19 protein-coding genes are annotated in these 25,944 nt (G+C 58.3%); 10 read left to right on the top strand and 9 right to left on the bottom strand.

Going from position 1 to position 25,944, the window contains the following annotated elements:
• The first annotated feature begins 59 nt into the window (after positions 1-59).
• The 3 genes from ACY692_RS09265 to ACY692_RS09275 all read left to right on the top strand — a co-directional run bounded on the left by ACY692_RS09265 (position 60) and on the right by ACY692_RS09275 (position 5,083).
• Positions 60-854 carry a MogA/MoaB family molybdenum cofactor biosynthesis protein gene (locus tag ACY692_RS09265; RefSeq protein WP_462325076.1) on the top strand — a complete coding sequence of 265 codons (795 nt, stop codon included), beginning with the start codon at positions 60-62 and terminating at the stop codon, positions 852-854.
• A gap of 109 nt (positions 855-963) precedes the next feature.
• Complete coding sequence (locus ACY692_RS09270; protein WP_462325077.1) at positions 964-3,672, top strand: EAL domain-containing protein; 2,709 nt, start codon at positions 964-966, stop codon at positions 3,670-3,672.
• A 37-nt stretch (positions 3,673-3,709) separates the two neighbouring features.
• Positions 3,710-5,083, top strand: a complete 1,374-nt coding sequence (locus ACY692_RS09275) for a peptidoglycan DD-metalloendopeptidase family protein (protein ID WP_462325078.1) — start codon at positions 3,710-3,712, stop codon at positions 5,081-5,083.
• A 194-nt stretch (positions 5,084-5,277) separates the two neighbouring features.
• On the opposite strand, the gene lpdD is transcribed toward ACY692_RS09275, so the two are convergent.
• The 5 genes from lpdD to ACY692_RS09300 all read right to left on the bottom strand — a co-directional run bounded on the left by lpdD (position 5,278) and on the right by ACY692_RS09300 (position 12,624).
• Entirely contained in the window at positions 5,278-5,658 is a 381-nt protein-coding gene (lpdD, locus tag ACY692_RS09280; RefSeq protein ID WP_462325079.1) for a prenylated flavin chaperone LpdD, read from the bottom strand.
• Positions 5,655-6,626, bottom strand: coding sequence for an SPFH domain-containing protein (locus ACY692_RS09285; RefSeq protein ID WP_462325080.1), 972 nt, complete (start codon positions 6,624-6,626; stop codon positions 5,655-5,657). The genes lpdD and ACY692_RS09285 overlap by 4 nt, the downstream gene beginning before the upstream one ends.
• 400 nt (positions 6,627-7,026) lie before the next feature.
• Complete coding sequence (locus tag ACY692_RS09290) at positions 7,027-7,485, bottom strand: NfeD family protein (protein ID WP_462325081.1); 459 nt, start codon at positions 7,483-7,485, stop codon at positions 7,027-7,029.
• 31 nt (positions 7,486-7,516) lie between these two features.
• A complete protein-coding gene (locus ACY692_RS09295; protein ID WP_462325082.1) occupies positions 7,517-10,261 on the bottom strand; it encodes a PAS domain-containing hybrid sensor histidine kinase/response regulator in 2,745 nt (914 codons plus the stop codon).
• A gap of 65 nt (positions 10,262-10,326) precedes the next feature.
• On the bottom strand, positions 10,327-12,624 hold the full coding sequence (locus tag ACY692_RS09300; protein WP_462325083.1) for a hybrid sensor histidine kinase/response regulator: 2,298 nt from the start codon (positions 12,622-12,624) through the stop codon (positions 10,327-10,329).
• A 210-nt stretch (positions 12,625-12,834) separates the two neighbouring features.
• On the opposite strand from ACY692_RS09300, the gene ACY692_RS09305 reads away from it, so the two are divergent.
• Positions 12,835-13,806: a PEGA domain-containing protein gene (locus ACY692_RS09305; protein ID WP_462325084.1), complete on the top strand. Its 972-nt coding sequence runs from the start codon at positions 12,835-12,837 to the stop codon at positions 13,804-13,806.
• A gap of 60 nt (positions 13,807-13,866) precedes the next feature.
• Here ACY692_RS09305 and ACY692_RS09310 read toward each other — a convergent pair whose 3' ends face one another.
• Both ACY692_RS09310 and ACY692_RS09315 read right to left on the bottom strand, forming a co-directional pair.
• On the bottom strand, positions 13,867-14,316 hold the full coding sequence (locus tag ACY692_RS09310) for a response regulator (protein ID WP_462325085.1): 450 nt from the start codon (positions 14,314-14,316) through the stop codon (positions 13,867-13,869).
• Positions 14,309-16,648 (bottom strand): PocR ligand-binding domain-containing protein, encoded by a 2,340-nt coding sequence (locus ACY692_RS09315; RefSeq protein WP_462325086.1) that lies wholly within the window; start codon positions 16,646-16,648, stop codon positions 14,309-14,311. The genes ACY692_RS09310 and ACY692_RS09315 overlap by 8 nt, the downstream gene beginning before the upstream one ends.
• 910 nt (positions 16,649-17,558) lie before the next feature.
• Here ACY692_RS09315 and ACY692_RS09320 point away from each other — a divergent pair.
• Positions 17,559-18,083, top strand: a complete 525-nt coding sequence (locus ACY692_RS09320; protein WP_462325087.1) for a hypothetical protein — start codon at positions 17,559-17,561, stop codon at positions 18,081-18,083.
• Between the two features lie 96 nt (positions 18,084-18,179).
• On the opposite strand, the gene ACY692_RS09325 is transcribed toward ACY692_RS09320, so the two are convergent.
• Positions 18,180-18,557 (bottom strand): hypothetical protein, encoded by a 378-nt coding sequence (locus ACY692_RS09325; protein ID WP_462325088.1) that lies wholly within the window; start codon positions 18,555-18,557, stop codon positions 18,180-18,182.
• A 438-nt stretch (positions 18,558-18,995) separates the two neighbouring features.
• Here ACY692_RS09325 and ACY692_RS09330 point away from each other — a divergent pair, with 438 nt between their 5' ends.
• Both ACY692_RS09330 and ACY692_RS09335 read left to right on the top strand, forming a co-directional pair.
• Positions 18,996-20,636 (top strand): glutamate synthase-related protein, encoded by a 1,641-nt coding sequence (locus ACY692_RS09330; RefSeq protein WP_462325089.1) that lies wholly within the window; start codon positions 18,996-18,998, stop codon positions 20,634-20,636.
• A gap of 213 nt (positions 20,637-20,849) precedes the next feature.
• Positions 20,850-21,710, top strand: coding sequence for a protein phosphatase 2C domain-containing protein (locus tag ACY692_RS09335; RefSeq protein ID WP_462325090.1), 861 nt, complete (start codon positions 20,850-20,852; stop codon positions 21,708-21,710).
• A 141-nt stretch (positions 21,711-21,851) separates the two neighbouring features.
• Here the strand turns inward: ACY692_RS09335 and ACY692_RS09340 are convergent, their stop codons facing one another.
• Positions 21,852-23,075 (bottom strand): glycosyltransferase family 4 protein, encoded by a 1,224-nt coding sequence (locus ACY692_RS09340; protein WP_462325091.1) that lies wholly within the window; start codon positions 23,073-23,075, stop codon positions 21,852-21,854.
• A 236-nt stretch (positions 23,076-23,311) separates the two neighbouring features.
• Between ACY692_RS09340 and ACY692_RS09345 the strand changes: the two genes are divergently transcribed.
• The 3 genes from ACY692_RS09345 to ACY692_RS09355 all read left to right on the top strand — a co-directional run.
• Positions 23,312-23,782 carry an HAD family hydrolase gene (locus ACY692_RS09345; RefSeq protein WP_462325092.1) on the top strand — a complete coding sequence of 157 codons (471 nt, stop codon included), beginning with the start codon at positions 23,312-23,314 and terminating at the stop codon, positions 23,780-23,782.
• 217 nt (positions 23,783-23,999) lie between these two features.
• Positions 24,000-25,274 (top strand): double-cubane-cluster-containing anaerobic reductase, encoded by a 1,275-nt coding sequence (locus tag ACY692_RS09350; RefSeq protein ID WP_462325093.1) that lies wholly within the window; start codon positions 24,000-24,002, stop codon positions 25,272-25,274.
• A 246-nt stretch (positions 25,275-25,520) separates the two neighbouring features.
• The coding region (locus ACY692_RS09355; protein ID WP_462325094.1) for a BadF/BadG/BcrA/BcrD ATPase family protein at positions 25,521-25,944 on the top strand (424 nt) is incomplete at its 3' end.

The raw sequence follows: 25,944 nt of genomic DNA on the forward strand, positions 1-25,944 counted from the left end.
GGACGTAAATCCGTCTTGAAAGGTGGCAACTTTTTTTCAGGACCCAAAAATAATTTCCGATGAAAATACACCTTCTGGAACCACCCGCCCTGGCCTGTGAGGGCAAGACCCGGCGGTTTCTCCTTGCTGACCACCCCCTGGATCTGCCCAACAGAACCATTCTTGGAACCCATGAGCTCCAGCGTATGCGCGTGGGCGATATCCTTGGTCAGGATGGCTCGCCCGTGCTACAGGCCGTGAGCCGGATATGGCATCCCAACACGGACGACAGGGGTGTTGCCGCCTGGATCATGCAGTGTATCGGACAGATCCTTCCCGAGGACGGCGACGACCTGGAATGGCTGCCCCGGGGACGCACGCTTGCCTGGATCACCCTGAGCGACAAGGGGGCACGGGGCGAACGTGAGGACACGAGCGGACCGCTCCTAGAAACCCAGATGCGTGAGGCCATGGACCTGTCCCTGTGCCGGGGGTTTCTGATCCCGGATTCTTCGACCAGGCTGAAGGCCCTGCTGACGGACCTGGCCCTTTTCCAGGGGTTCGACTGCATTCTGACCACCGGGGGAACGGGAATCGGTCCACGGGACATCACCCCGGAAACCACTCTTGCCGTGATCGACAAACGGCTGCCCGGCTTTGAACAGGCCATGGCCGCAGCCTCTCTTGCCAAGACCCCCATGGGCGTGATCTCAAGGGCCGTTGTGGGGACGCTTGGTTCCGCATTGATCATCAACCTTCCGGGCAGCCCCAAGGCGGTCCGGGAGAATCTGGCCGCGGTTCTGCCGGCCATCGGCCACAGCCTGGACAAACTCCAAGGAGATCCAAGTGACTGCGCCACCCTGCCCGGTACATAGCCGAGCCCGTACGGATCAATCCCGCGGCAGGCCCGCTCTCAGGACAGCGAGCCCACCGACTGCACGGCCCATACGAACCCAGACCACCCCCTGGATGTTCTAAGAACCTATGGATACTCCACAACACCTTTTCCCTCCCGAGACTCCCACGCTACAGGACTCGTCCTTTGACACGGCCTTTGTCATCGACCACGGGGGGATCTGCCGCGAGGTCCTGGCCCCGCAACCGAGTATCGCCCACCCAGCAGGTCCGATCGAGGGCAAGAACGTGACCGAGTTCCTGCCGCCGGAGATCGGTTCGATCCTCCCAGAGATGATCCGACGGAGCCTCGCCCACCGGGTTCCCCAAAGCGTGGAATTCCCCCAGACCAGCGAACAGACGGGCGATGAACGGTGGTTCGTCGCCCGCTGTCTGGTACTCCCTGACTATCCGGAAGAGGACCCCAGATTCCTCTGGTACAGCCGGGATATCACCCCGAGCAAGATCCGGCAGACCGAACTGACCATGTACAGGGACCATCTCGAGGAGATGGTCGAATTACGCACGGCCGAACAGCGCAAAACCAACCAGGAACTCAGGGAGGAAATCGACCGGCACAAAAAGACATCCCGGGCCCTGGATCTGGCCCGGGAACGATATGATTTGGCCATCCGTGGCGCCAAGGACGGTATCTGGGACTGGGACCTGACCGACGATTCAGTGTACCTCTCCCCCCAGTGGAAAGGTTCCCTGGGATTTGAGGACCACGAAATCCCCAACGACATCTGGGAATGGACCAAACGTATCCAACCGGACGATTTCCAGGCCATGCTCGAGGGGTTCGGCCGTCTGCTCAGAAACAATGAAACCAATTTCGCCAACGAATACCGGATGTACCACAAGGACGGGTCGATCCGGTGGATCTACATCAAGGGGGCCGTGCTCCGGGACGATCAGGGCAAGGCCATCCGCATGGCAGGTACCTGTACGGACATCACCGGACGCAAACATATGGAAAACATATCCAACATGCTCCTGCAGATAGCCAACGCCATCAACACCACCCTCGACCTGGAAGAGTTGTACGCCACCATCCACACCATCCTGCTCACTTACATAGAGGCCAACAACTTCTACATCGCCCTGGTGGACGAGGAAAAAGACAGACTGGTCTTCCCGTATTTCCGGGACGAAACCGAACAGAGTTTTACGGAAATCGACCATTTCTCCACCTCTTCCCGGGGGAGCACCGTCAAAGTCATCAAATCCGGCAAGACCATGGTCCTGACCTCGGATGAACAGATCGACTCCCATTGCATCGGGATACCGGCCAAGATCTGGATCGGGGTACCTCTCAAATCCAGGGACAAGGTCATCGGGGCCATGGCGGTTCAACATTATGACTGGCCCGACCACGACACTTCCCAGGATGTCCAGATCCTCGAGGCGGTCTCTTCGCAGATCGCCCTGGCCATCGAGCGCAAGGCCAGCGAAAAGCTCCTCTCCCACCTGGCCATGCACGATTCTCTGACCCACCTTCCCAACCGCATCCTGTTGCGGGAACGGGTCGGCCAGGCACTACGCCGGGCGAAACGGAACCCGGACTACCATTTCGCCCTGGCCATGATCGATCTGGACCGGTTCAAATTTGTCAACGACTGCCACGGGCACCTCGTGGGCGACCAGCTACTCAAGGACATCGCCACACGGATCCATCGCTCCCTGCGGTCCATCGACACTCTGGCCCGTCTGGGCGGGGACGAATTCGCCATCCTCTTTGAAGAGATCGGAACCTCCCAGAAAATAATCCACAAGATCAAAAAAATCCAAGAAATCATCCGCGAACCCTTCACCTCCAAGGGATACGACATCCAGATTGATTCGAGCATCGGATTGATCCTCAAGGGCACATCCTACAGCGGCGTCGACAATCTCATCCGTGACGCGGACACGGCCATGTACCAGGCCAAGGGCCTTGGGCCGGGCAAGGTGCGTGTGTTCAGCAAGAGCATGCACCGCCAGTCCATGCTGACCATGTCCCTTGAACAGGACCTTCGACACGCCATGGAGGGGAATGAATTCTTTCTGGAGTACCAGCCCGTGGTCGATTTCACGTCCATGGCCGTAGAGGGATTCGAGGCGCTGCTGCGATGGAGGCATCCGACCAAGGGGATCATTCCCCCCGATCAATTCATCCCTATTGCCGAAGATACCGGTCTGATCAGAGATATCGGTCTGTGGGTCTTTGAGCATGCCTGCCGGACATTGACCAGATGGCAGAAGCGGATCCCCGGGACCGGAGATCTTACCATGGCCGTGAACCTCGCGGCCAAGCAACTGAGCATGATCGGGCTGACACAACGGATGAACGACATCATGGTCGGTACCGGTATCGACCCCACGAACATCGTTGTGGAAATAACCGAAACCGGGATCATGGAGGCCCCCAAATCGGCCATGGTCATGCTCAAAAAAATCAAGAAGCTGGGGCTGGGCGTCGCCCTGGACGACTTCGGGACAGGATATTCGTCCCTGTCCTATCTCCATAATTTCCCGACGGATACGATTAAAATCGACCGGTCGTTCATCGCCACCATCCAACAGGACGAGGAGAGCCTGGAAATCGTCCGGGCCATCGTCATTCTTGGCAACAGTTTGTGTCTGCACGTCATCGCCGAAGGCATAGAGACATGGAAGCAGTACGAGATCCTCAAGAGTCTCGGGTGCGACCAGGCACAGGGGTTTCTCTTTTCCCATCCATTGCCCGAATCCATGTGCCACGATCTCCTCCTGGATCCCGCGAACACCCCCTGGAAAAACGTCTACCCGGAAAAATAGAACCGGCACGATAACCAAGACCCAACGAGCGTCTTCCATGTTCAGAAGAAAAAACGGATACAACCGCTATCTCAATCCACCCCCACAGAGCAGAACACGGCTCCTTTACCTCCCCCTGGCCCTACTGGTCCTGGGGGCCACGGTCTATTTTCTGCTCGTCCCACATGACCCCGCCGGGACGACCCCATTCACCGGCAACCAACCGGCATCCCCGCCGGCAACCAAGACCGCTGCCCCAGCCGCCCAACCCAAGCCGGTTGTCAAGGCGGCGGCAGCGCACCCCGTGGAAACCGTTGTCGCGTCCAAGGTCTGCCAGGGGGACACCATGACCGGCATCCTGGGGGCCTACCTGACCCCGCAGGAAATCCTCGGATTGGCCAGGGTATGCGAACCGGTATTCCCCCTGTCCGATATCCGTCCCGGACACCCCTACGTTCTGGGCCTTCGGGACGAGGAACTCGCCGGATTTGAATACGAGATAAACGACGAACACAAACTCGTGGTCGCCAAGAAGGACCAGGAATTCAAGGCCAAAAAAGAGGATATCGTTTACGAAAAGAAGCGGGGCGTCATCCAGGGAACCATCGAGTCCAGTCTGTCCCTGGCCCTGGACGGGCTCGGCGAAGGGCCCGGTCTGGCGGTGATGATGGAAGATATTCTGGGGTGGGATGTGGATTTCGGCCGGGACATCCGGCAGGGCGACCTGTTCAAAATCCTGGTCGAAAAACGGTTCCGCCGGGGGAAACCCGCGGGATACGGCCCTATTCTGGCCATGGATTTCCACAACCGCGACAGGGTGTTCAGGGCATTCCGGTTCACCGATGCCAAGGGACGCGCATCGTACTACGATGAAAATGGGAAATCCATGCGCAAGGCATTCCTCAAGGCCCCCCTGTCGTTTACCCGGATCTCCTCGGGATACTCCAATCGGCGGTTCCATCCCATCCTGAAACGGTGGCGTCCCCACCACGGGGTCGACTATGCCGCTCCCCGGGGCACCCCCATCAGGACCGTGGGGGACGGCGTGGTCGTGACAAGGGCGTATGACAAAGCGGCCGGACGGTACGTCAAGATCCGCCATCCCCGTGGGTACGAGACCGTGTACAACCATATGAGCCGGTTCGCCCGGTCCATCCGCAAGGGGAAACAGGTCAAACAGGGACAGGTCATCGGGTATGTCGGTGCAACGGGCTATGCCACGGGCCCCCACCTGGATTTCCGGGTCAAGCGGCACGGATCGTACATCAACCCATTACGCATGAAGTCCCCGCCCACCAAGCCGGTCCCTCCCAAGCAGATGGACCGATTCAGGGAAGAGGCTTCCCTGCTGGCCCGGGAAATGGGTGCTCCCCTGCCCGAGGAAAGAGTTATGGAAGCAGGAACCAAGGGCAATGCCCACCCCAAGGGGTGAGTAATTTCACGGTTTCCTCCCGGGGGCGCGGCCGGCCCGCCCATATGGCCAGGCAACAGCATGGTCGATGGAGCAGACAGATTGGCTTGGGAAAAAATCGGGCGGGATGCCCGCGCCCCCGGAAAATACAGCCATTGCTGCATTGGAGCCCAATGGGGAGGGACGCACCGCGGTTTTGCAAGCCCTGGGCGGATTCACCCCCCCCGGTCCTGAAGGATCCGGATCATCTCCCGGGTCAATTCTCCCACCGCAGCGACAACCTCTCCAATCTGCCGGTCTCCTGCCTGGTCCACATGGATACCGCAGGACACGCTGACACGCGCGTTCAGGGCCGAGGCCATTTCCTTGGCCACTCCACGGGCCAGCTCATCCTCCTTGTGCCCAGTCACCGCCAGAACAGAAACCGTCGCGCTGGTCGTTTTCCCGTCCCGCAGACTCGGTCGGGGTTCAGCCAGAGCAACGGCCCCGATATGTTCCCGGTCACCCCCGGACACGGCCACACACAGATCCTCCCCCATGGGCAGGACCCGAATGCGGACCGGTGTCCCGGCAGCTTCTGCGGTCAGGGTTTTCATCCCCTGTCCGTTCTTTCCGATTCCGACAGACTGAACTCCTCGCCCTTGTCCTTGCCCACATGGCCGAGCACGGACATGGCCGTGGCCACCATGGATGAGATGTCCCCCATGTTGTTGGGGATGATCATGGTATTGTTGGTCTTGGCCAGGTTACCGAATTCGGCCACATAGCGTTCGGCAACACGCAGGTTGGCTGCGGTCAATCCACCGGCCTGGTTCAGGGCCTCGGCCACCTTTCTGATCCCTTCGGCACTGGCCTCGGCGACCAACCGGATCTCCTCGGCCTGTCCCCCGGCCTCATTGATCCGTTTCTGCTTCTCCCCCTCGGAGACCTCCACAGCCTCCTTTTTCAGCCCTTCGGCCCTGTTGATTCTGGCCTGGCGGTCACCCTCGGACGTGGCGATGGCCGCCCGCTTTTCCCGCTCTGCCCGCATCTGCTTTTCCATGGCGTCCATGACCGACTGGGGCGGAGTGATGTCCTTGATCTCGTACCGGAGCACCTTGACCCCCCAGTTCTGGGCGGCCTCGTCAATGGCCGCGACGACCATGCGATTCAGGTTCTCCCGTTCCTCAAAGGTCCGGTCGAGTTCGATCTTTCCAATGACCGAACGCAGGGAGGTCTGGGCCAGCTGGCTCGCCGCGACACGGTAGTTATCAATGCCATAGGCGGAAAGTTTGGTGTCAATGACCTGGATGTACAGCACCCCGTCCACGGATACGGAGACGTTGTCCGTGGTGATGCAGTCCTGTGAAGGGATGTCCAGGACCTCTTCCTTGAGGGACCGTTTGTAGGCTACCTTGTCCAGAAAGGGGACCAGGATATGGAATCCGGCCTCCAGCGTGGTCGCATACTTGCCCAATCGCTCGATAATGAACTCGGACCGCTGGGGAACGACAACGGCGGTCTTGATGAGCAGGACAACGACAATAACGGCCAGAACGGCAACGACGATCAGGGATTCATTCATGGATTCCTCCGGGGTAGGGGTGTGGGTGGGTGGGGCGTTTCTGGTTTGTGGTTTGTGGTTTGTGGTTTGTGGTTTGTGGATGTACGGCCATTGCATAGAATGATGATCATTTCGTACAAGGGGCAGGCCCCTGTGCCTGCCCGATCAACGGCGTCAATCCGATTCCCAGTGCATGGGCAATCACCGGTTTTTTGAGAACAAAAAAATGATCAATAGCGTGAACGCATATGTCGTCCATCGAAAAGGGCAGGCACGGGGGCCTGCCCCTACGGTTCATGACATGTTGTCCGGGGGGATACCGTGCATGACGCATGGCTCATGGTTTTCCTGCATTTTTCGTTGCACAACGACAATGCCTCCGCCGTTACGAACAACCAGAAACGAGAAACCAAAAACCAACTCACCCCTCATCGATTTCCTTCACCTTGAAGGTCAGTCCATCCTCGGACATCTTTTCCATAATAATTACGGGCCGACCCTCGGCAATTTCCGTATCGGCCACGGCCCGCCAAAAACTCCCCTGCATCTTGATCTCTCCCACTCTTCCGGGACTCAGGGGGCCGGTCACAAGGGCCGTCTTACCGATCTTGGCGTCCGTGGAGGATCCGTCCACGCCCTTGATCGCCCCGCCCTTGAAGGTCCGCAGACCGTACTTGCGCAAACAGACCAGCAAAATCAGGGAAGAAAGGACAAAGACCACGATCTGCTCCGTGAGATCCGGCGTGAAAAGCCAGGCACTCACGGCGGCTATCCAACTGCCGGCGGTAAAAAAGATGAGGATGAACGCGGGCATCATCATTTCCGCGGCCAGAAAAACCACGCCGACAAAAAACCAAATCAGGGCGGAAGAAACGATCATTGAACACTCCTTGTCTGCTGCTCGTTGCGCATCACCCACGGTCCCGTTGTTTTTGCAAGGCCCCATGGACCGTTTCTTTCAAGGCATTGATGGAAAAGGGCTTTTGCAGAAAATGGATCCCCTCGGCAAGGACCCCCTGCTGGGCAATGACATCGTCTGTGTACCCGGACATGAAGACAACATCCAAACCGGGTTGGGCGGTTGCGAGATCCTCATACAGCTCCTTACCGTTCATCCCGGGCATGATCACATCCGTGAGCAAAAGGGCCACCCGTCCCTGGTGGTGTCCAAAGACTTCCTTGGCCTGACCGCCGTCCCGGGCCGTGAGCACGTTGTACCCTTCCCGGGTCAGGATGGTCATGGCCAGTTCCCGGACCTGCTCGTTGTCCTCGACCAGGAGTATCGTCCCGGCCCCGGCCCCATCCCCAGGGGCGGAAAAGGAGTTTTGCCGTTCGGGCTGAACGGATCCTTCCAGGTCTTGCTGCATGGCCGGAAGAGAGACGTAAAACGTCGTCCCCTGTCCGGGCATGGATTCGACCCGGACCTCCCCACCGTGCTGTTTGACGATTCCATATACGGTGGCCAGCCCCAGCCCGGTCCCCTTGTCCTTCTGTTTGGTGGTATAAAAGGGCTCGAAAATGTGGTCCAGGGTATCGCCGTCCATGCCGTGGCCGGTATCCCGGACCTCCAGGAGGACATATCCTCCCGGACCGATCCCCTTGTGCCCGGCAACATCCCCGCTCTCCAAAATCCTGGACCGCGTCGTAACGACCAGCTCCCCCCCGGCGTCCATGGCATCCTGGGCGTTGACCGCCAGATTCATGACCACCTGCTCCAGATGTCCTATGTCCCCTTCGACCGGGGGGAGATCCGGACCCAATTCCATCTGGATATGGATGTCTTCCCGTATGGTCCTCTTGAGCAGCCCCCAAAAGCGCACCAACAGATCGTTGAGATCAACCGGAACAATCGACTGGGGCTGCTTCCGGCTGAAGGTGAGCAACTGGTGGACCAAATCCCGTGCCCGTTCTCCAGCGGTGACGATCTGTTCCACGGACTCGAAACGGGGATCGTTTATGGAGGTATCCGCAAGAACGATCTCGCTGTACCCGAGGATGGGCGAGAGCAGGTTGTTCAGATCATGGGCGACCCCGCCGGCCAATCGACCGATGGACTCCAGTTTCTGGGCCTGCCGGATCTGCATCTCGAGCTGCTTGTTCTCCTTCTCGGCCTCCTTCTGGGCGGTTATATCCTCCACCTGGGAGAGGATGGTCAGCACGTTCCCCTCGGCATCCTTGAACGCGGAATTGTACCATACGCAATCCAGGACCCGCCCATTCCTTGTCAGGTTACGGTTGCGGATAGTGCTGTTACAACGCTCCCGGGAGAACATCTCCCCTATCCGCCCCTCGACCTCTTCCACGTCCTCCCGGGGGATCAGCCCCAGATCACGCCAGCTCTTGCCGATGGCCTCTTCCGCCGACCACCCGAACATGGATTCGGCCCGGACGGACCAGGCAGCGACCTGATTCCCGGCGTCCCATTCAATGACCGCCAGCGGGGAGTTTCCAACCAGAAAAGTGATCCGCTCCAGGGCCCCGCGCAACGACTTTTCATTCATCCTGGCCTGGGTGATCTCCCGGCCCACCTCGACCACCCCCTCGAGCAGACCGAGTTCGTTGAATGCCGGATAGGCCCGGAGGGACCACTCCCGGCCGTCCGGGGTGGACTGTTCACCCTGGGCCTTCCTGCCCGTGCGGAATGTCTCGAGTACCGGACAATTGTTACAGGGGGAATGGCTGCCGGCCCATACCTGGTGGCATTTTTTACCGATCAGCTGTGCGGGACGGCTCCCCACGGTCTGTCCGGCTTTACGGTTGGTCCAGGCGATATCCAGATCCGGGGAGTTGTAGAAGGCCACGACATCCGAAATACTCTCCAGGATAAGACTCTTTTCCCCTTCGGACTGGCGTAGATCGCTCTCGGCCCGGATCTTCTCGCTGATATCCCGAATAAAAACGATGAATCTTCCCTGGTCCACGGGACGGTATTGGGCACTGACCTCCACGTCGAAGGTGGACCCGTCCTTACGCCGGTGCACGGTGACGAACCGGTCCTCCCCCTTTTCGATGATCCTGCACGTATGCGCCGCCACCCCTCGGGAATCCTCGCAGACCTCGAGATCAGCGATGGGCCGGCCCAGCAATTCGTCTTCCGCGAACCCGCTCATGCGGCAGTAGGTGGCATTGACCTGGGTGATCCTTCCCCGGCCATCCACAAGCCAAAAACCGTCCATGGCCGAATGCAGGATGGACCAGTACCTGTCCTCGGTCTCCTCCAGGGACCTCCGGACACGTTCGAAGCGGACCTGGGCATGGATTTCACGGGCAACCCGGTCGACCACCGGAGGGAGGCGGTCCAGGAAGTCGACCCCCTTGACCACATAATCCCTGGCCCCGAGCTTCATCATGTCCACGGCTAGGGTCTCGTCCCCCTGTCCGGTCATAACGATAAACGGGACCCCGTTCCCCTGGTCGACCATGGTATGCACAAGCTGGGTGCCATCCATATCCGGCAATTTCTGGTCCAGAAGAAGCAGGAGCCGGTCCCTTGCCCCGCTCCCGTCCAGTATCTCCAGGGCCTCTTTGCCGGTCATCACCCCCTGGACCGTATATCCCGCTCGGACCAGCTGCTTTTGGACCAGTCGGTTCACCCCTTCGTCGTCCTCGACGACAAGAATGTTCAAAGAGTTGTCTTCTTCATATTCTGCTACCATGATACACATCCTCGGCAATGGACTGCCCTATGTGGAATACCGCTCCAGAACCCGGCCCCGGTCATTTATTTCTCCAAGGTCTCCCGGACCTTTGCCAACAGCACCTTGACCGAAAAGGGCTTGTGCAAAAACATGACCCCGTCTTTGATCACCCCGTGCTCGGCAATGGTGTCGTCGATATACCCGGACATGAACAGGACCCTGGTTCCGGGCGAGATCTCCATGACCCTGTCGGCCAGTTCCCTGCCGTTCATGCCCGGCATGATGACATCCGTGAGCAACAGATCGACGTTCCCCTGATGTTCCTGCATACACTCCATGGCCCGCTCACCGCTTTCTGCGGAAAGCACCACATACCCTTCCCGCTTGAGGATGGTCGTTGTCAGCTCCCGGACCTGACGGTTGTCTTCGGCAAAGAGGATCGTTTCCGAACCGTTCGCGCTGGGGACGGACACATGGGATTCATCGCCCGCCGCCTCCTCACCATGGGCCGCGGGGAGATACACGGTGAACGTGGTTCCGCTCCCGGGACGGGTTTCCACCTCCATATGCCCGCCGTGCTGTTTGACGATCCCGTATACCGTGGCCAGGCCGAGCCCGGTGCCCTTGTCCCGCGCCTTGGTCGTATAGAATGGTTCAAAAATATGCTCCCTGGTCTGTTCCTCCATACCCACCCCGGTGTCCCGGACCACGAGGACCGCATATTCTCCGGAAAGAACATTGTTGTCCCCCATGTCCTGGTCGTCGAACCATTGGGATTCCGTCCCAATCGTCAGAATCCCTCCTCCGTCCATGGCATCCTGGGCGTTCACGGCCATGTTCATGATCACCTGCTCCAGCTGGCCCACATCCCCCATAACCCGGGGCAGGGACCCGCTGAGCACGGTTTTAATGACGATATTTTCCCGGATCGTCCGGCGCAGGAGCTTCTCGAACCCCTGGATGAGCCTGTTCAAATCGAGGGTTTTGAACTCCAGGGTCTGTTTGCGGCTGAAGGCCAGGAGCTGGCGGACCAGATCCCTGGCCCGGTTGCCCGCCTTGATGATCTGTTCCAGGGAATCCCTGCGGGGATCCCCCTGGACCGCATCGTGGAGCATCATCTCCCCGTAACCGAGGATGGGCGAGAGCAGATTGTTCAAATCGTGGGCCACGCCCCCGGCCAGTCGACCGATGGATTCGAGTTTCTGGGACTGCTGGAGCTGGGTTTCCAACCGTTCTTTTTCCGCTTCGGCCTGCTTGCGCCGGGAGATATCCGTGGCAAAACGGACGAACCCGTTGATGCTGTTCTGTGCATCGGTCACCGGAAAAAGACGGACCCACCAGATCCGCCCGTCGTCCGAAGCCCGCTCAAAGAATCTGATGGCCCCCTCTTGGAGCACTCCGCAGGCCTCGCACCCCGGGCACGGGCTGGTCCGCTTGCGCCATATGTCGTAGCAGGTCCTGCCCACGAGTTCACTTTCGGCCAAACCCGTACACTCGGCCGCCACGCGGTTGGCCCAGACCACCCGCATCTCCTTGTCGAAATAGACGATCATCTCGGTGGAGGCATTGAGAATGATCTCCATTTGTTCTTCGCTCTCCCGCAGGGCCTCCATATCCTCCTTCCGTCCATCGATGTCCGTATGCGCGCCGATAATCCGGACGGGATTGCCGTGCTCGTCCCATTCTACGGCACGCCCACGGGAATAGATCCATTTGTACCCCCCCTGTTTGGTCTTCAAGCGGAATTCGATCCCGTATATCGGGCTCCTGCCCTCGAGGTAATCGGTGAGCGTCTTCTCGAAATGCTTCCTGTCCTCGGGATGGGTGCTTTCCCTGCAAAAGCACCCCGTGTGGGCCACTTCGCCGGGAGCGTATCCGAGCATGGTCGCCCACCGTTCCGAATACTCGAAGGTATCGGTGACCAAATTGTAATCCCAGATCCCGTCATTGGTCGCCGCCAGGGTATTCTTGAGGTCGGCCTCAGCCCGCTTTCGTTTGGTTATATCAGTAAAATAATTGAGACTAGCCGGCTTACCCTCCCACTCCACAAGCACCCCGGAAATTTCGACCCAAACCATCCCCCCCGACTTGGTGATCCCCCGGAACTCATAACGGTCCGGTACCTCCTTGCCCGTACACCTCCCGACGTGGTAGGCGCCCACCATCTCCCTGTCTTCAGGATGGACGAAATCGAGGATGTGTCTTCCACGCAGTTCCTCTTCCGTGTACTCTGCAAAACGGTAGAACCAGGGGTTCGCCATCGTGATATATCCCTCCTGGATAATGGCGATCCCTTGCCCGGCCTTCTCAAAAATGAGCCTGAACTTGTCCAATTCATTACGCAACCAGTGGCTGTCCTGTGGTCTGTTCCGAGCGGTCATCCCCCCTCCAGGGACAAAATGTCTTACAATACATGTCGAAAAGTACGGGGTATGCAACAATCCGTCCATATGGCCCCGGTCCGGGAAAGGGGATCGGGGTTGCCCCCCCCTGCGAAACAGCGCAGATGCCCAGGAAAGACGGAATTGACCCCCTGTGGGAGATTGGATACACGCCCAAATATTCCATTCCCCCAAAAAAGGAGTCCTCCCATGGTCCGCACCATCTTCCTCTTCGGGCTGGTCGTCATGACGGCCGCGTGCGCCCCGGCCATCAAGACCCAGGCCGTTCCTGTCTCCACTACCCCCTCCGGGGCAACCGTCAACGTGGACGGGCAGCAACAACTTGTCTCTCCGTGCACCGTGGACCTGGCCTGCACCCAGGACCATATCCTGAGCTTCTCCAAGGAGGGATACCAACAACAGGACGTGGCCATCAAACGCAAGTATCAGGAACAAAAGGTCCTGCTCAGCGCCATCAATTCCGGGATTTCCTCGGGAACCTTTTTTGGTGACGCGGCCATGGGCATCACCAGCGGGCTGAGCTCCATCGACAGCCAGCAGGACACCGGGGAGGCCTATGTCCTCTCTCCGTCCACGGTCAGCGTGCGCATGGTCCCTGTAGGGGGATTCGCGACCACGACCACCCAGACGGAGGTGGACCAGGCCGTGACCGACCCTTCTTCCCCCCTCGATCTCCTGGATTCCCACGACGAACAGATGCTCGAACATGCCCTGGAATCCTCTGCGTCGGGAATGACCGCGTCATGGAACAATGGCCAGGGGACGGGTTTTTCCGTGGTGCCCCAGGACGCACGGACACAGAACGGCCGGACCGTCCGCCCGTTTTCGCTGGCGGCCACCCTCGACGGCTCCCAAACAGTGAAACACTATCTCGGTGTCCGGGTCGGTCGGGGCGAATGGCAGATCCGCGCCGTTCCCTCCGGAACCAAGCAGGTTCCCTCCGGTCCACAATCCCCATCCGTCCTGAAAACCCTTGGCGAGGTCAACTGGCCAAGGGTGGGCAAATCCTCCAAGATCGCCTCTTCGAGCAAGCGCTCCACACACGTTGGGCAGGATGGTACGGTGACCACCAAGTCCAGTTCCACCTCGGTCTCCGCCGGGGTCCATGTCAGTCCCAAAGCGGCCTTCAAGCTCCTCGACGCCCTGGACGGGGACGAGTGAAGACCCCAGCTCAGGACGGTGTTCTCCCTTGCTCCTTTTGGAACAATGCACGGGAGGACATCATCCCTTGGTTTCCGTGAACTCCGGCACCTGCACCACGGCCAGGAAGAGTCCCAATTGCCGGATGGCCTTGACAAACCGCTCGTAGTCGATGGGTTTGGTGATATAGTTGTTGCAACCCAGCCGGTGGCACCGGTCGATCTCCTGGGGATCGTCCGTGGTCGTGAGCATGGTCACCGGGATCCCGCACAGCTCGGGATCGTTCTTGAGCCGCTCCAGGACCTGCACTCCGTCCACCTTGGGCATACGGATATCCAGGAGAAGGATATACCCGACCCCTGGTTCACGATGGGGCGGATCGCCCTGCTTGAGCAAAAAATCCAGCACCTCCTGGCCGTCCAGAAAATGGACAACCCTGTTGACAATCCCCGCGCGGGAAAGATTTTTTCTGATCAGTCCGGCGTGGCCCTTATCGTCCTCGGCCACGAGGATGACGACTTTCTCATGCATTGTTCGTCCCTTCTTGTTGTCCGTCATTATCCTCCCCACGTGGGAGGGCGACAAAAAAGCTGCTCCCCCCATCAGGATCCGATTCCGCCCAGACATCCCCGCCAAGACGGTCCATGACCCTGCGGACAATGGTCAATCCCAGCCCCTCGCCCTCCCCCTGGTCGGGTTCGAGACGGTGGAATATCTCGAACACCTTGTCCAGATGGGCGGGATCGATCCCCCTGCCGTTGTCCTGGACACAATAGACGGCCCTTCCGCCCCTGGCCTGCCCACTGATGCGGATACGTCCCCTGCGGTCCGGGTGGCGATATTTGAGCGCATTGTCCACAAGATTGGCGAAAACCTGGCCGACCTGTACGGGATCGCCCTTGCAGGAGGGGAGACCGTCCAATCGAACATCGCTCTGCGATTCCCTGATCCTGAAGTCCATGTTCTCGACCGTGTCCCTGAGCAGGGAATCCATGTCGAGAACACGGATATCCAGGGCACTCCTGCCCAGACGGGACAACCGCAACAGCCCGGCGAGCAGCTGGTCCATGCGTGAGGCACTGGACCGGATGAACCGCAGGGACTCCTTGATGTCCGTCCAAAGATGCGTGTCCCCCCGGTCTTCCCGGGAACAGATTGTTTCCAGGTCCCCCAGATCCAGGGAGAGTTCCCGGGCGTAGCCGTCGATATTGACCAGGGGCGATCTGAGATCGTGGGAGGTCACGTAGAGGATCTGCTCCAACTCCCTGTTCTTGGCCCGCAATCCCGTATTCAGCTGTGCAAGTTGCTCTTTGGCCAGTTTCTGTTCTTCCAGGAGACTGGCCAGCTTGAGCCGGGCATAGGCATTGGTGGACATGACATGGCTCAGCTGGGCGTAAAAACGCATGGCGTGTTCGACCTTGTCCCGGCTCCAGCGGGGAACCTTGTCCAGGGCGGCCAGATACGCGGTCTCATCGAACCCATACCTTCTTGCCTGATCCCTGAAGCGTTCCAGGTCCGGCTCCTCGTCCCCGTACAAGAACTGGCCGATAAAAATGTTTCCCAGGTGACGTCCGCCGACCACCAGGGGCGTGGCGATATCCCACATATTGTTCTTGCACCGGTAGGCCTTGAAGGTCCCCGGCTCGACCCCCTGGGTGAGCAGGGTATCGCTTTCCATGCAATTTTTGCAGGTATCGGGATGGTTGCGATGGAACCGGGTACAGATCTCCTGCCATCCCGTGGCCACGAGAACCTTGCCCGCAGTGTCGACGATCCCGATGGGGATCCCCGCGGCTTGGTACAGATCATCCATCAGGGCTTGGACGCCGGTCACGTCCAGAACGTCCCCCAGGGCCAGTTCGGCCACGTCCTTTTCCGGGGAAAGCACCGTATCCAGGATGTTCCGCACACGCTGTTCGCTGTCCCGCAGTTTTTTCTGGATTTCCACGTGCGATGTGACATCCCTGCCGTGGGAAATGACCCCCGTGACCATCCCGGCATGATCACGGTAGGGACAATAGACCATGTCCATCCACCGGCTGCTCCCGTCAGGGAACCCCACATTCAGGGTATAACGGATCTCTTCACCCCCCAAACAGTGGTCCAGCCGCGGTTTGATCTCCGTGGCAAAGACCTCCTGTCCGCAGAACTCGGCGACGCTCCGGCCCAGGATGCCCTCCCTGGTCGTGCTGTACAGGGTAGCGTAGATATCGTTGACCGCCAGATAGGTGTAGTCCGAGGAAACAAAGGCCATGGGCTCGGGCAGGGTGGTCACGATATGGTTGAGACGGCGCGTCTCTTCGGTGGCGGTGATGCGGTGCAGGGCAAAGCCGATGTCGTGGGCCAATTCATCGAATAAACTGATCTCTTCGGGATCTTTGGCAAAGCGGGCGGGCACGGACACCGAAATAATGCCGTAGACAACACCGGCATGGACCAGGGAACGGGTCATTCCGGCCCGGCCCGCGTACTGTTCGGCCAGGGGGCAGTCGGAGCACTCGGCCACGGGATCCTGGACCACAACCACATGATCACGGCCCAGCCCTCGACGCATGCACCGGGGAAAATCCCCGCCCAACAGGCGGACGTTGAGTTTTTCAAACATGGGGCCGAATCCCGATGAGACCGTCATGGTCACCCGGGTAGACCCCGGATCGGTCAATCCGATCCAGGTGTTATGGTATCCGAGATCGCTGGTCAAAACCTCGCAGGCCCTGTCCACCAGACACTCGGGATCGTTTTCCGTGGTGATCAGCCGCCCGACATTGCGGATGGCCAAAAGGACCTGTTTGAGATGGAGCACCCGCTCCTGATCAAAATCCGCCCCACGTGGATATACTCCGGTATCTGAGGTTCGGTCCACCGCTCCCGTCCTTGGCAAAGAATAAGCATACGTGCACAAATACCAATAACACCAGTACCCGAAATCTCGTAGGGACGATTTTTATATGGGCCCGCCCGTTTTTGCCAGCCCCCCCCCGGGAGGGGCTGGCAAAAACATTCTTTAGCATCCGAGATTTGTAACGGCTATCTCTACGCCTGAGCTTATAGCCCGGCAAAACATGTATGACCGGTCTCTTCCCCCCCAAAAAAGAGAGGAGGGGGGTCACAAAAAAAACAAGTATACCAGAATGATAAAAGATACTCGCTTTCCCGAGTGAGTAATAATTTCCAGCAATTTAGCATGCTCTATACCCAAGCACAACCTTATTCCGGCCCGTGGAAGGGGCAGCAATTTTCGGCCGAACCTACATAAAACCATGTAGAAAAAGGGAGGGGGATGCCAAGGGGGCTGGCGCGGAGAAAGATTAAAAAAGAAAAAATCCGGAATGTTACAAAAAAATTTGGTCTGCGCCCGTCCGCCTGAAAAAGCGTCCTATAAAGTAGGGTTGACTTTCCAGGCAAACAGACAAACAAACTCGTCGGTAGGGGCTGGCCGTTTTTCCCGCCCCTAGGTACGGTGGCCGTCTGCCCGACAATCCGTCAGAGAAAACAGCAGAAAGCATGGTCAGCCGGTCCAGCCAAACATTATGCAGACGCGCTCTTCTTTGTTGCTCCATAGGCCGACCAGACGGTCGGGCATCCCAGAAAAACACACTGGCTCTCCGGCAGAAAAGCACCTGCCTTGGAAAACACGCAAGGCTGGCTGAGTGCATTGGTTGTGGGCGGCCCCTCCCAGCACGTGAGCCGGCAAGCGACCACCGGAGCCAACATTTCGAGTACGTCATGAGAGCAATCTGTCCCGGCAGCAACCCCCTTCCCCGAGAACCCCGATGAACAACAATCCCATCAAAAAAAACGCCAACAGCGGCTTACTCTTCTTCACCACCGGATCCGGGGCACTGTGCCTCCTTTCCACGGTCCAAAAGGTCTTCATCGGTACCCCCCTGACCCTCAAGGGATATTTCATCCCGATTATCGCCGGGGGCAGCGTGGGCATGGCCATTGGTTTCAATTACCTGGGTCTACTGTCCCAGAACAAGGAACTCCTGCAGGCCATTGAAAAGCTGCAGGAATCAAACCAACAACTCATGTCTACCAACCAAACCCTGGAAGAACGGACCAGGCACCTCGAGGAATCCTTTGCCGAGATAAAACGGCTCCAGGGGATCATTCCCATCTGCGCGGAGTGCAAGAAGGTCCAGGACGAAGAAGGACAATGGAAGCCCGTGGAACTCTATATCCAGAGCCACTCTGGAGCCCAGTTCAGCCACGGCATCTGTCCGGACTGCGCCAAGAAACTCTATCCTGACCTGAACATCGTTCCCCGTGCCAAGACACCCGGAACAACGGAATAATCCCACGGAGGGACCCCGCCCGACTAACCCATAAAAAAAAGACCCGCCTTGGCGGGTCTTTTTTTTATGACGGTTCCTGCGGGGAGCCTAAAGCGATCATCCCCCGAACCATCCCGAAGGCAGTACCTCAAGGGCCTTGGAGTATTCATTGCGGAGCTGTTCCAATTTCGAACCAACGACCCCTTCCTGGTCCACCGTGGACGGGCAGGTGTCGAGCATCTGGTTTTTGATGGATTCCAGTTCCCCGACAGTGGACTTGATCATGTCCAAGGTATGTTCCATCTTGGACATATCGTCCCCCGAGAGTTTCTCGGCCGCGACGAGGATGTCATAGAGCTGTGCCTTCCAGGAATTGAGTTCCATCTCAAGGCCTTTACAATACCGTTTTACCGCATCCTGCTTGTTCGCATCACTCGTACATCCTTCGATCCCACTACAGCTTGGGCAAGGTCCCGGGTAATCCATGTTAGCCATAGTCTCCTCCGATGCTTGTTACGGTTGGCGGGCAGGGTTGCCTCCGCCCGGTCCATCCATTCCGAATGAATGAGTGTCCACCGGCCGAGGGATCATCGTCCTGCTCCCGCTTGAATAAAAGGCTCCATTGCCACCAGCCGCCAGAGCGGCTGGTGGCTCTATCTGTAACAGCATGAAACGATGATATCAACCCGTATTTCCCTTTTTTATGGCAAAAAATCCGTGGACCGGCCAGGGCAGGGTTGCCTCCGCCCACGACCACACGCAACCACTCCTCATATATACAAATACAACCGTCCTGCCGAGGCCGTCACCCTTTAATATCCCTATTTGACGAAAATCTTACAGTAATGTACTTTAAATTACTTTTAAATTTTCATTTTTGTCATTCTGGCCACTTGTTTCCACCCCCAACCCCTGAAAAGAGGTAGCTCGTTCATGAATCAGAAGAAAAAATCCAATGATGTCCTCGGAACCACCAACCGCGGCAACCCGGCCGAATCCGGGCTGTGTACCCTGTGCCGGGCCGATTGCCAGGGTAAATGCGAAACATGGATGTCCAGCCTCGTGGGCCGCAAGCTCCTTTATCCGCGTGATTTCGGGAGCGTAACCGCTGGCAGCGACAACACCACCCATGTGGGCGTGTCCTACAACTCCCTGCGCATCCAGGGATACAACTACGGGGCCAAGGGCATGGCTCCGGGACTGTCCACCGATCCTGACGACTGTATCTTCCCCAATGTCAGCCTGGAATCCTCGTTTGGCGCAGAAATCAAGACCAAGGTCAAAATCCCGCTGATGACCGGGGCCCTGGGTTCCACGTTCGTGGCCGAACGGTACTGGGAATCCTTTGCCATGGGCTGTGCCCTGGTGGGAATCCCCATCGTTGTCGGTGAAAACGTGGTCGGCGTGGACCGCAAGGCCGAATTCAAGGACGGCAAAATCTCCAAATCCCCGGAGCTGGACCGGCGCATCGAGACCTACAACCGGTATTATAATGGATATGGGGCGATCATCGTCCAGATGAACGTCGAGGATACCCGCAACGGCGTGGCCGAGTACATAATTGACAAATATGGCAATGACGTGGTCATCGAGCTCAAATGGGGGCAGGGGGCCAAGGACATCGGCGGCGAGATCGAGGTCAGCAGCCTGGATTATGCCCTGTTCCTCAAAAAACGCGGCTACCTTCTCGATCCGGACCCGGAGAACCCCGAGGTCCAGAAGGCCTTTGAGATGCGGTCCATCCGTTCCTTCGCCCGCCACTCCCGCCTGGGCTACACCGATATCACCTCCCACGAAAAAGTCCGGGAAGACTTCATGGATGCGGTGGCCTACCTGCGCAAACTCGGGTTCAAACGCATCTCCCTGAAGACCGGTTCCTATGGCATGGAGGCCCTGGCCATGGCCATCAAATTCGCCACGGACGCCAAGCTCGATCTTCTGACCATGGACGGTTCCGGCGGCGGCACGGGCATGTCCCCCTGGAACATGATGCAGACCTGGGGGGTCCCCTCCATCCTCCTGCATTCCAAGGCCTACGAATACGCCTCCATCCTGGCCGCAAAGGGCGAAAAGGTCGTGGACATGGCCTTTGCCGGCGGATTCGCCCGTGAGGACCAGATATTCAAGGGATTGGCCCTGGGCGCACCCTTTACCAAGATGATCTGCATGGGCCGGGCCCTGATGATCCCGGGATTCCTGGGCTCGAACATCGAAGGCGCCCTGCACCACGAACGTAAGGACCTGGTCAAGGGCAACTGGAACAAACTGCCCACCTCGGTCGACAAACTGGGCAACAGCCCGGAACAGATCTTTGCCGGGTACTACGACGTGGAAAAGCTCGTGGGCAAGGACGAAATAGCCAATGTGCCTTACGGTGCCATCGCCATGTACACCCTGGGAGACAAGCTCAGCGCCGGCCTGCAGCAGCTTTTGGCCGGTGCCCGAAAATTCTCCCTGGATCAGCTCTCCCGAGGAGAACTCTGTTCCGCCAACCGAGAAACCGAGGAAGAGACCAAGATCCCGTTCATCACCGACGTACACGACGAGATCGCCAAGAAGATCCTCAATGCCTAAGGGCTGAAGGATCATCGTTTGTACACACTACAAAAATCTCCCTGACCGGAACCTGTCCGGTCAGGGAGATTTTTGCATGGTTTTCCAGAAACAAACCGGGGTCGGGGAGTAATGCTATCGACCAACCGTATAATAGATATCATCTATGGATGAGCACGCAAACGATCACAACTTTGCATGCGACAATTCCCCCAACCTGGATTATAGGGGGGAATGATCTCCATCCAGCCGTCACCCCTCCTCTTCCAGACGACCTCCCTGGAAAACCGTAGACTCGAGTCGGTCAACGACCAGGGGTCCGCCCTGCTCAACGAGGACCATCTCCTGGTCGGCTCGCGTACCTACGGGGTTTTTGACGGCTCCTCCAGCCTGGCCCCGGGATTGTTCCACGGGATGACCGGCGCCTGGTGGGCCTCCTTTCTGGCATGGTCGGTCTTTTCACGTGAACGCGACATCTCTCTGGCGGAAACGGCCCGGCAGGCCAATAACAAAATCCGGCAGACCATGCGTACAAGCAACGTGGACTGCGACCGCAAGCTGGATTGCTGGTCCACCAGCGCGGCGGTCTTCAGGGTCAGGAACGGGCGGATCGAATGGGTACAGACGGGCGACAGCCTCGTAGGGGTGGTCCATGATGACGGTCGGGCGGAGCTCCTCTCCCCCTACCACAACCATGACCGAAAAACCCTGGCTCTCATGGATCGGCTCACAGCCCGGGGGGTTGAAGATGTCAAACAGGCGGCCATGCCTACGATCAAAAAAGTGCGCGGAAGGATGAACCTGGATTACGGGGTTCTGAACGGCGAGGAAGCGGCCCTTGATTTTATCCGCTCGGGATCCGTATCTGCCAAAGGCGTTCGGCACGTCATCGCCCTGACGGACGGGATGTTCCCACCGATAGAAGGTCCTGAAAAAAATTTCGATTTCACCTCGTTTGCCGACCGGTTCCGTGGACAGGGTTTGGCAGGAATCCTCGAGGATATCCGTGCCAGAGAAAAGGCCGATCCCCAATGCCGGGCCTGTCCCAGATTCAAGCCCCACGACGACGCCACGGCCGTGGCGCTCACCCTGTAAAATTGTATCGTCTGTTTTCTGTCATCTGTTCTCTATCCCGTAGGGCGATTCATATATGGACCCGCCCGGGAGAGGCTGCAAAAACATTATTTGGCATTCTACAGGTGTAATGCGTATTCCTGCGACCGGATTTATAAAAGATCAGACAAAACGTCGGTACACCCTGTCGATCCGATCGAACACCCCGGACCAGGTATACCGGGTCAGCAGTTCCTCCACTGCCGGTTCTGCACAAATATCGCCCCCGGAGCGGACAACCGCCATCTGCTCCTGGAGGGCCCGCGCCAAGTCACGCACAAACCGGTCCTCGTCATCGGGATGCGGGACATCCACACAGCGCATCCGGGGCAAAGGCACCCGTTGTATCACCCGGCTGTCCAGATCATTGAAAACCTCCTCCACCCCGGGAAGCTTTGTGGCCACCAGAGAACAGCCGCTCGCCAGGGCCTCGAAAAGCACCAGGGGCAGCCCTTCGAAAAACGAGGGCAGCACGAACACGTGTGATCGTGCCAGCAGATCCGCAAGCGCAGCCTGGGGCAGAGAACCGTGCATCACCACCTTGTCCTTCAGACCGGCACCCATTTCCCGGATCTCCCGCTCTTCCTCCCCACTCCCGCTTCCGGCCAGATGGAGTACGAAATCCCCCCCAAGCATCCCGCAGGCCCGAAGAAGCCAGGGAACCCCCTTGGCCCGGCTGAGCTTACCGGCAAAAACCAGATGCACGGCCAAAGGAGCATAGGCTTGGGCGCGCGGGGCGAACAAAGTTTTATTGAATCCCGCACCGGTCACGGCGATCCTGTCCGATTCGAGCCCGTACAGATCAGCGATGGTTGCTTTCTGCTCACGACTGAGGGCGAACACCCCGGCCAGACGCGAACACCCGGATACGACCCGCTCGCGCAGATGCGCACATTGCCTGAACTGGCGCAGATCCGAACCGTGGCATGAGGCGACCATCGGAATATCCGGAAACATCCGGCCCGCCAGGGAGGTCAGGACCCACAAATGGTTGGCGTGGATAATATCCGGAGACCATTTTTCCACAGCCTGTCCCAAAACCTGTGCAAAACATTGTTCGTAACTCTCCACCTGATCCTCATTGAGGTCGCAAAAACGGGTACTTGCATACGGCATGACATCGCTCATGCCCACAACGGGAAAGGAGAGATCCTGTTCAAAACATACCGACAGGGCATCGTCATTACACAGGGAACGCACGGGACCGGGATACTCGTAATCCAGTGGAACCCCGGCAACCAGGCCGTTGGCATACCCGCGCTCCGCGGCCTGGGCCATGATGGCCTGGACATAGACCCCGCTTCCCGTGGAATCGGGACGTTGACTGAGGAGATGCAGTATTTTCATAGTAGGCAAAAATAATTTCGCATGGGTGACATGCAGCCATCCTGCAGTGCCGACTCCCGAGAGTATTGTCGTCACCCCGGCGCAGGCTGGAATCCGGATGGGCATGGAAACCGTTCAATATGCCCAAAGTCTGGAAGATCCCGGATCAATCCAGGGATGACCATCTTTGGTTACCGAGTGGATCTATCCGGCACGACTAACGCCACCCCCCCCAAACCGCAATCAGGAAAACCCTCATGATCTGCATCGACATTCCCGGAGGCTCCGAACTCCGTCTCGAACACCTGGTCCTTGATTTCAACGGCACCCTGGCCCTGGACGGCAGCCTGCTGCCTGGCGTGAGCGAACGGCTGACCGCGCTGTCCGGGGAGCTTTCGGTCCACATCGTCACTGCGGACACCTTCGGTAACGTAGCCCACCTCTTCACCGGTACTCCACATGACATCGTGGTTCTCGGACCCGAAAACCAGGACAGGGCCAAACAGCGGGTCGTCCGGAATCTGGGACCCCGGGAATGCGTGGCCATGGGCAACGGAAAAAACGACGTGCTCATGCTCAGACAGGCGGCCCTGGGAATCGGGCTCATCCAGGAGGAAGGGGCCTATCCGGGAATCATGACTGCGGCCAACGTGATCTGCACGAATATCAGTGACGGATTGGATCTGCTGACCCATCCCCTGCGGCTGGCAGCCACGTTGCGGAATTGAAAATCGGGCAATGGATCAAAGACGTCAAAGGGCACCCGCAAGGGGTGCCCCTACACGATGACCAAAACACCGTGTCCATCATTTAGTCCGATTGAAGCAATACGTTCGTCCGTAGAGACAAACCATGCCTTATCTCTATAATGGCCCCGGAAGTACCCGGAATACATAGGAAAGCACCAATCAACCCATCAATAAAACCGCCACTCAGGAGACACCAATGGGAAAATATGACGAAATGTGGGAAAAACTGAACATCGACATGCCCGCCCACGACGGCCTCATGGAGGTTCTGGGCAAATTCTACGGCGACATCTATCTTTCCCAGCAGGGACGGCTCCAGGGCATGGAATACCTGGATCTGGTCCTCTCCGAAATCCACGGACTGCGGGTCAAGGAACTCCAGGAGGCCAAGCAGAACGAGGGCCGCAAGGTCATCGGCACCTTCTGCGTGTTCGTGCCCGAAGAGCTGACCATCGCGGCCAATGCCATCCAGGTGGGGCTGTGTTCCGGAGCGGATGTGGCCAAGGAAGAGGTGGAAAAACTCATCCCCAGAAATACCTGCGCCCTGATCAAATCGTCCCTGGGATTCAAGCTGGGCCGCCTCTGTCCGTTCACGGAATCCTGCGACCTCATCGTGGGCGAGACCACCTGCGACGGCAAGAAAAAGGCCTACGAGACCCTGGGAGAAATCGCGCCCGTGTATGTCATGGAGGTGCCCCAGTGCAAAAACGAACACGACCGGGCCCTGTGGAAGGCGGAGATCCTCCGGTACAAGGAAGCCGTTGAAAAGCTGACCGGCACCACCATCACTGCCGAAAGCCTGAAAAAGGCCATCGTCATCGTGAACAACAAACGTAAGGCCATCCAGCGGCTGAACAAACTCCGGGTTGCCGAGCCCGTGCCCATTTCAGGCCGCGACGCATTGCTCATCAATCAGGTGGGATTTTACGACGATCCCGAACGGTTCACCAACCAGGTTGGTCTCCTCTGCGACCAGCTGGAGGAAAAGATTGCCAAGGGCGAGGGCGTGGCCCCCAAGGGCACCCCCCGACTGCTCATGTCCGGCTGTCCCATGGCCGTACCCAACTGGAAGCTCCCCTATGTCACGGAAAGCTCGGGCGCGGTCATCGTGGGCGAGGAATCCTGCGTGGGCACCCGGAACATCCGCGATCTGGTGGACGAATCCGGCGACTCTCTCGACGAGATGATCGATGCCCTCACGGACCGCTACCTGAAGATCGACTGTGCCTGTTTCACCCCCAATAATGAACGGGTGGACAACATCCTGGATCTGGCCCGTAATTCCAAGGCCGACGGCGTGCTCCAGTACACATTGATGTTCTGCCAGCCCTATGCCCAGGAGAACTTCCGCGTGGAAAAGAATCTCAGGGAAGAGGAGATCCCGTCCATGATCGTTGAAACCGACTACGGCATGGAAGATGTGGAACAGCTCAAGACACGCATCGAGGCCTTTGTGGAAATGGTCAAATAACCAGGTTCACCCGATGATCCGATGATTACGGCGTTCCCAGGATACAAAATGCCTCTCCATCCGATTCCCCCAATACACCGATCTCAATAAACAACGTCACACCTCCCGTAGGGGCACGGCGCGCCGTGCCCTTTTTCAACGATGCGACAAAGGTAGGGCACACAGCAAAAAAGGGCTCCCGCAAGGGGTGCCCCTACACTCGTTTGTCTCCCGTCTCCCAACCTTCAACACACCGAACGGAACACCATGATAGCAGGAATCGACATAGGCTCCCGGTCCATCGAGGCCGTGGTCCTCGACGGTGACAAAGTCACCTTTACCAAGAAAATCGCCACAACCTTCGATCCCCTGGAGCAGTGCGCATCCCTGCTCAAGGAATTCAAAGCGGATCATGTCGTGGCTACCGGCTACGGCCGCAACCTCCTGGCCGAATCCGGGCTTCTCGACAAGGTCAAAACAGTCACGGAAATCCAGGCCTATGCATTGGGCGCCAAAGCCGTGCATCCCGAGGCACGGACCATCCTGGACATCGGCGGCCAGGACACCAAGGCCATCTCTCTCTTTGCCAACGGCAAGACCGCCAAATTCGAGATGAACGACCGCTGCGCAGCGGGCACGGGCAAATTTCTGGAATTCATGGCCACGGCCCTGCAGATCCCCATCGAGGAAT

The sequence above is a fragment of the Desulfoplanes sp. genome (assembly GCF_054921335.1).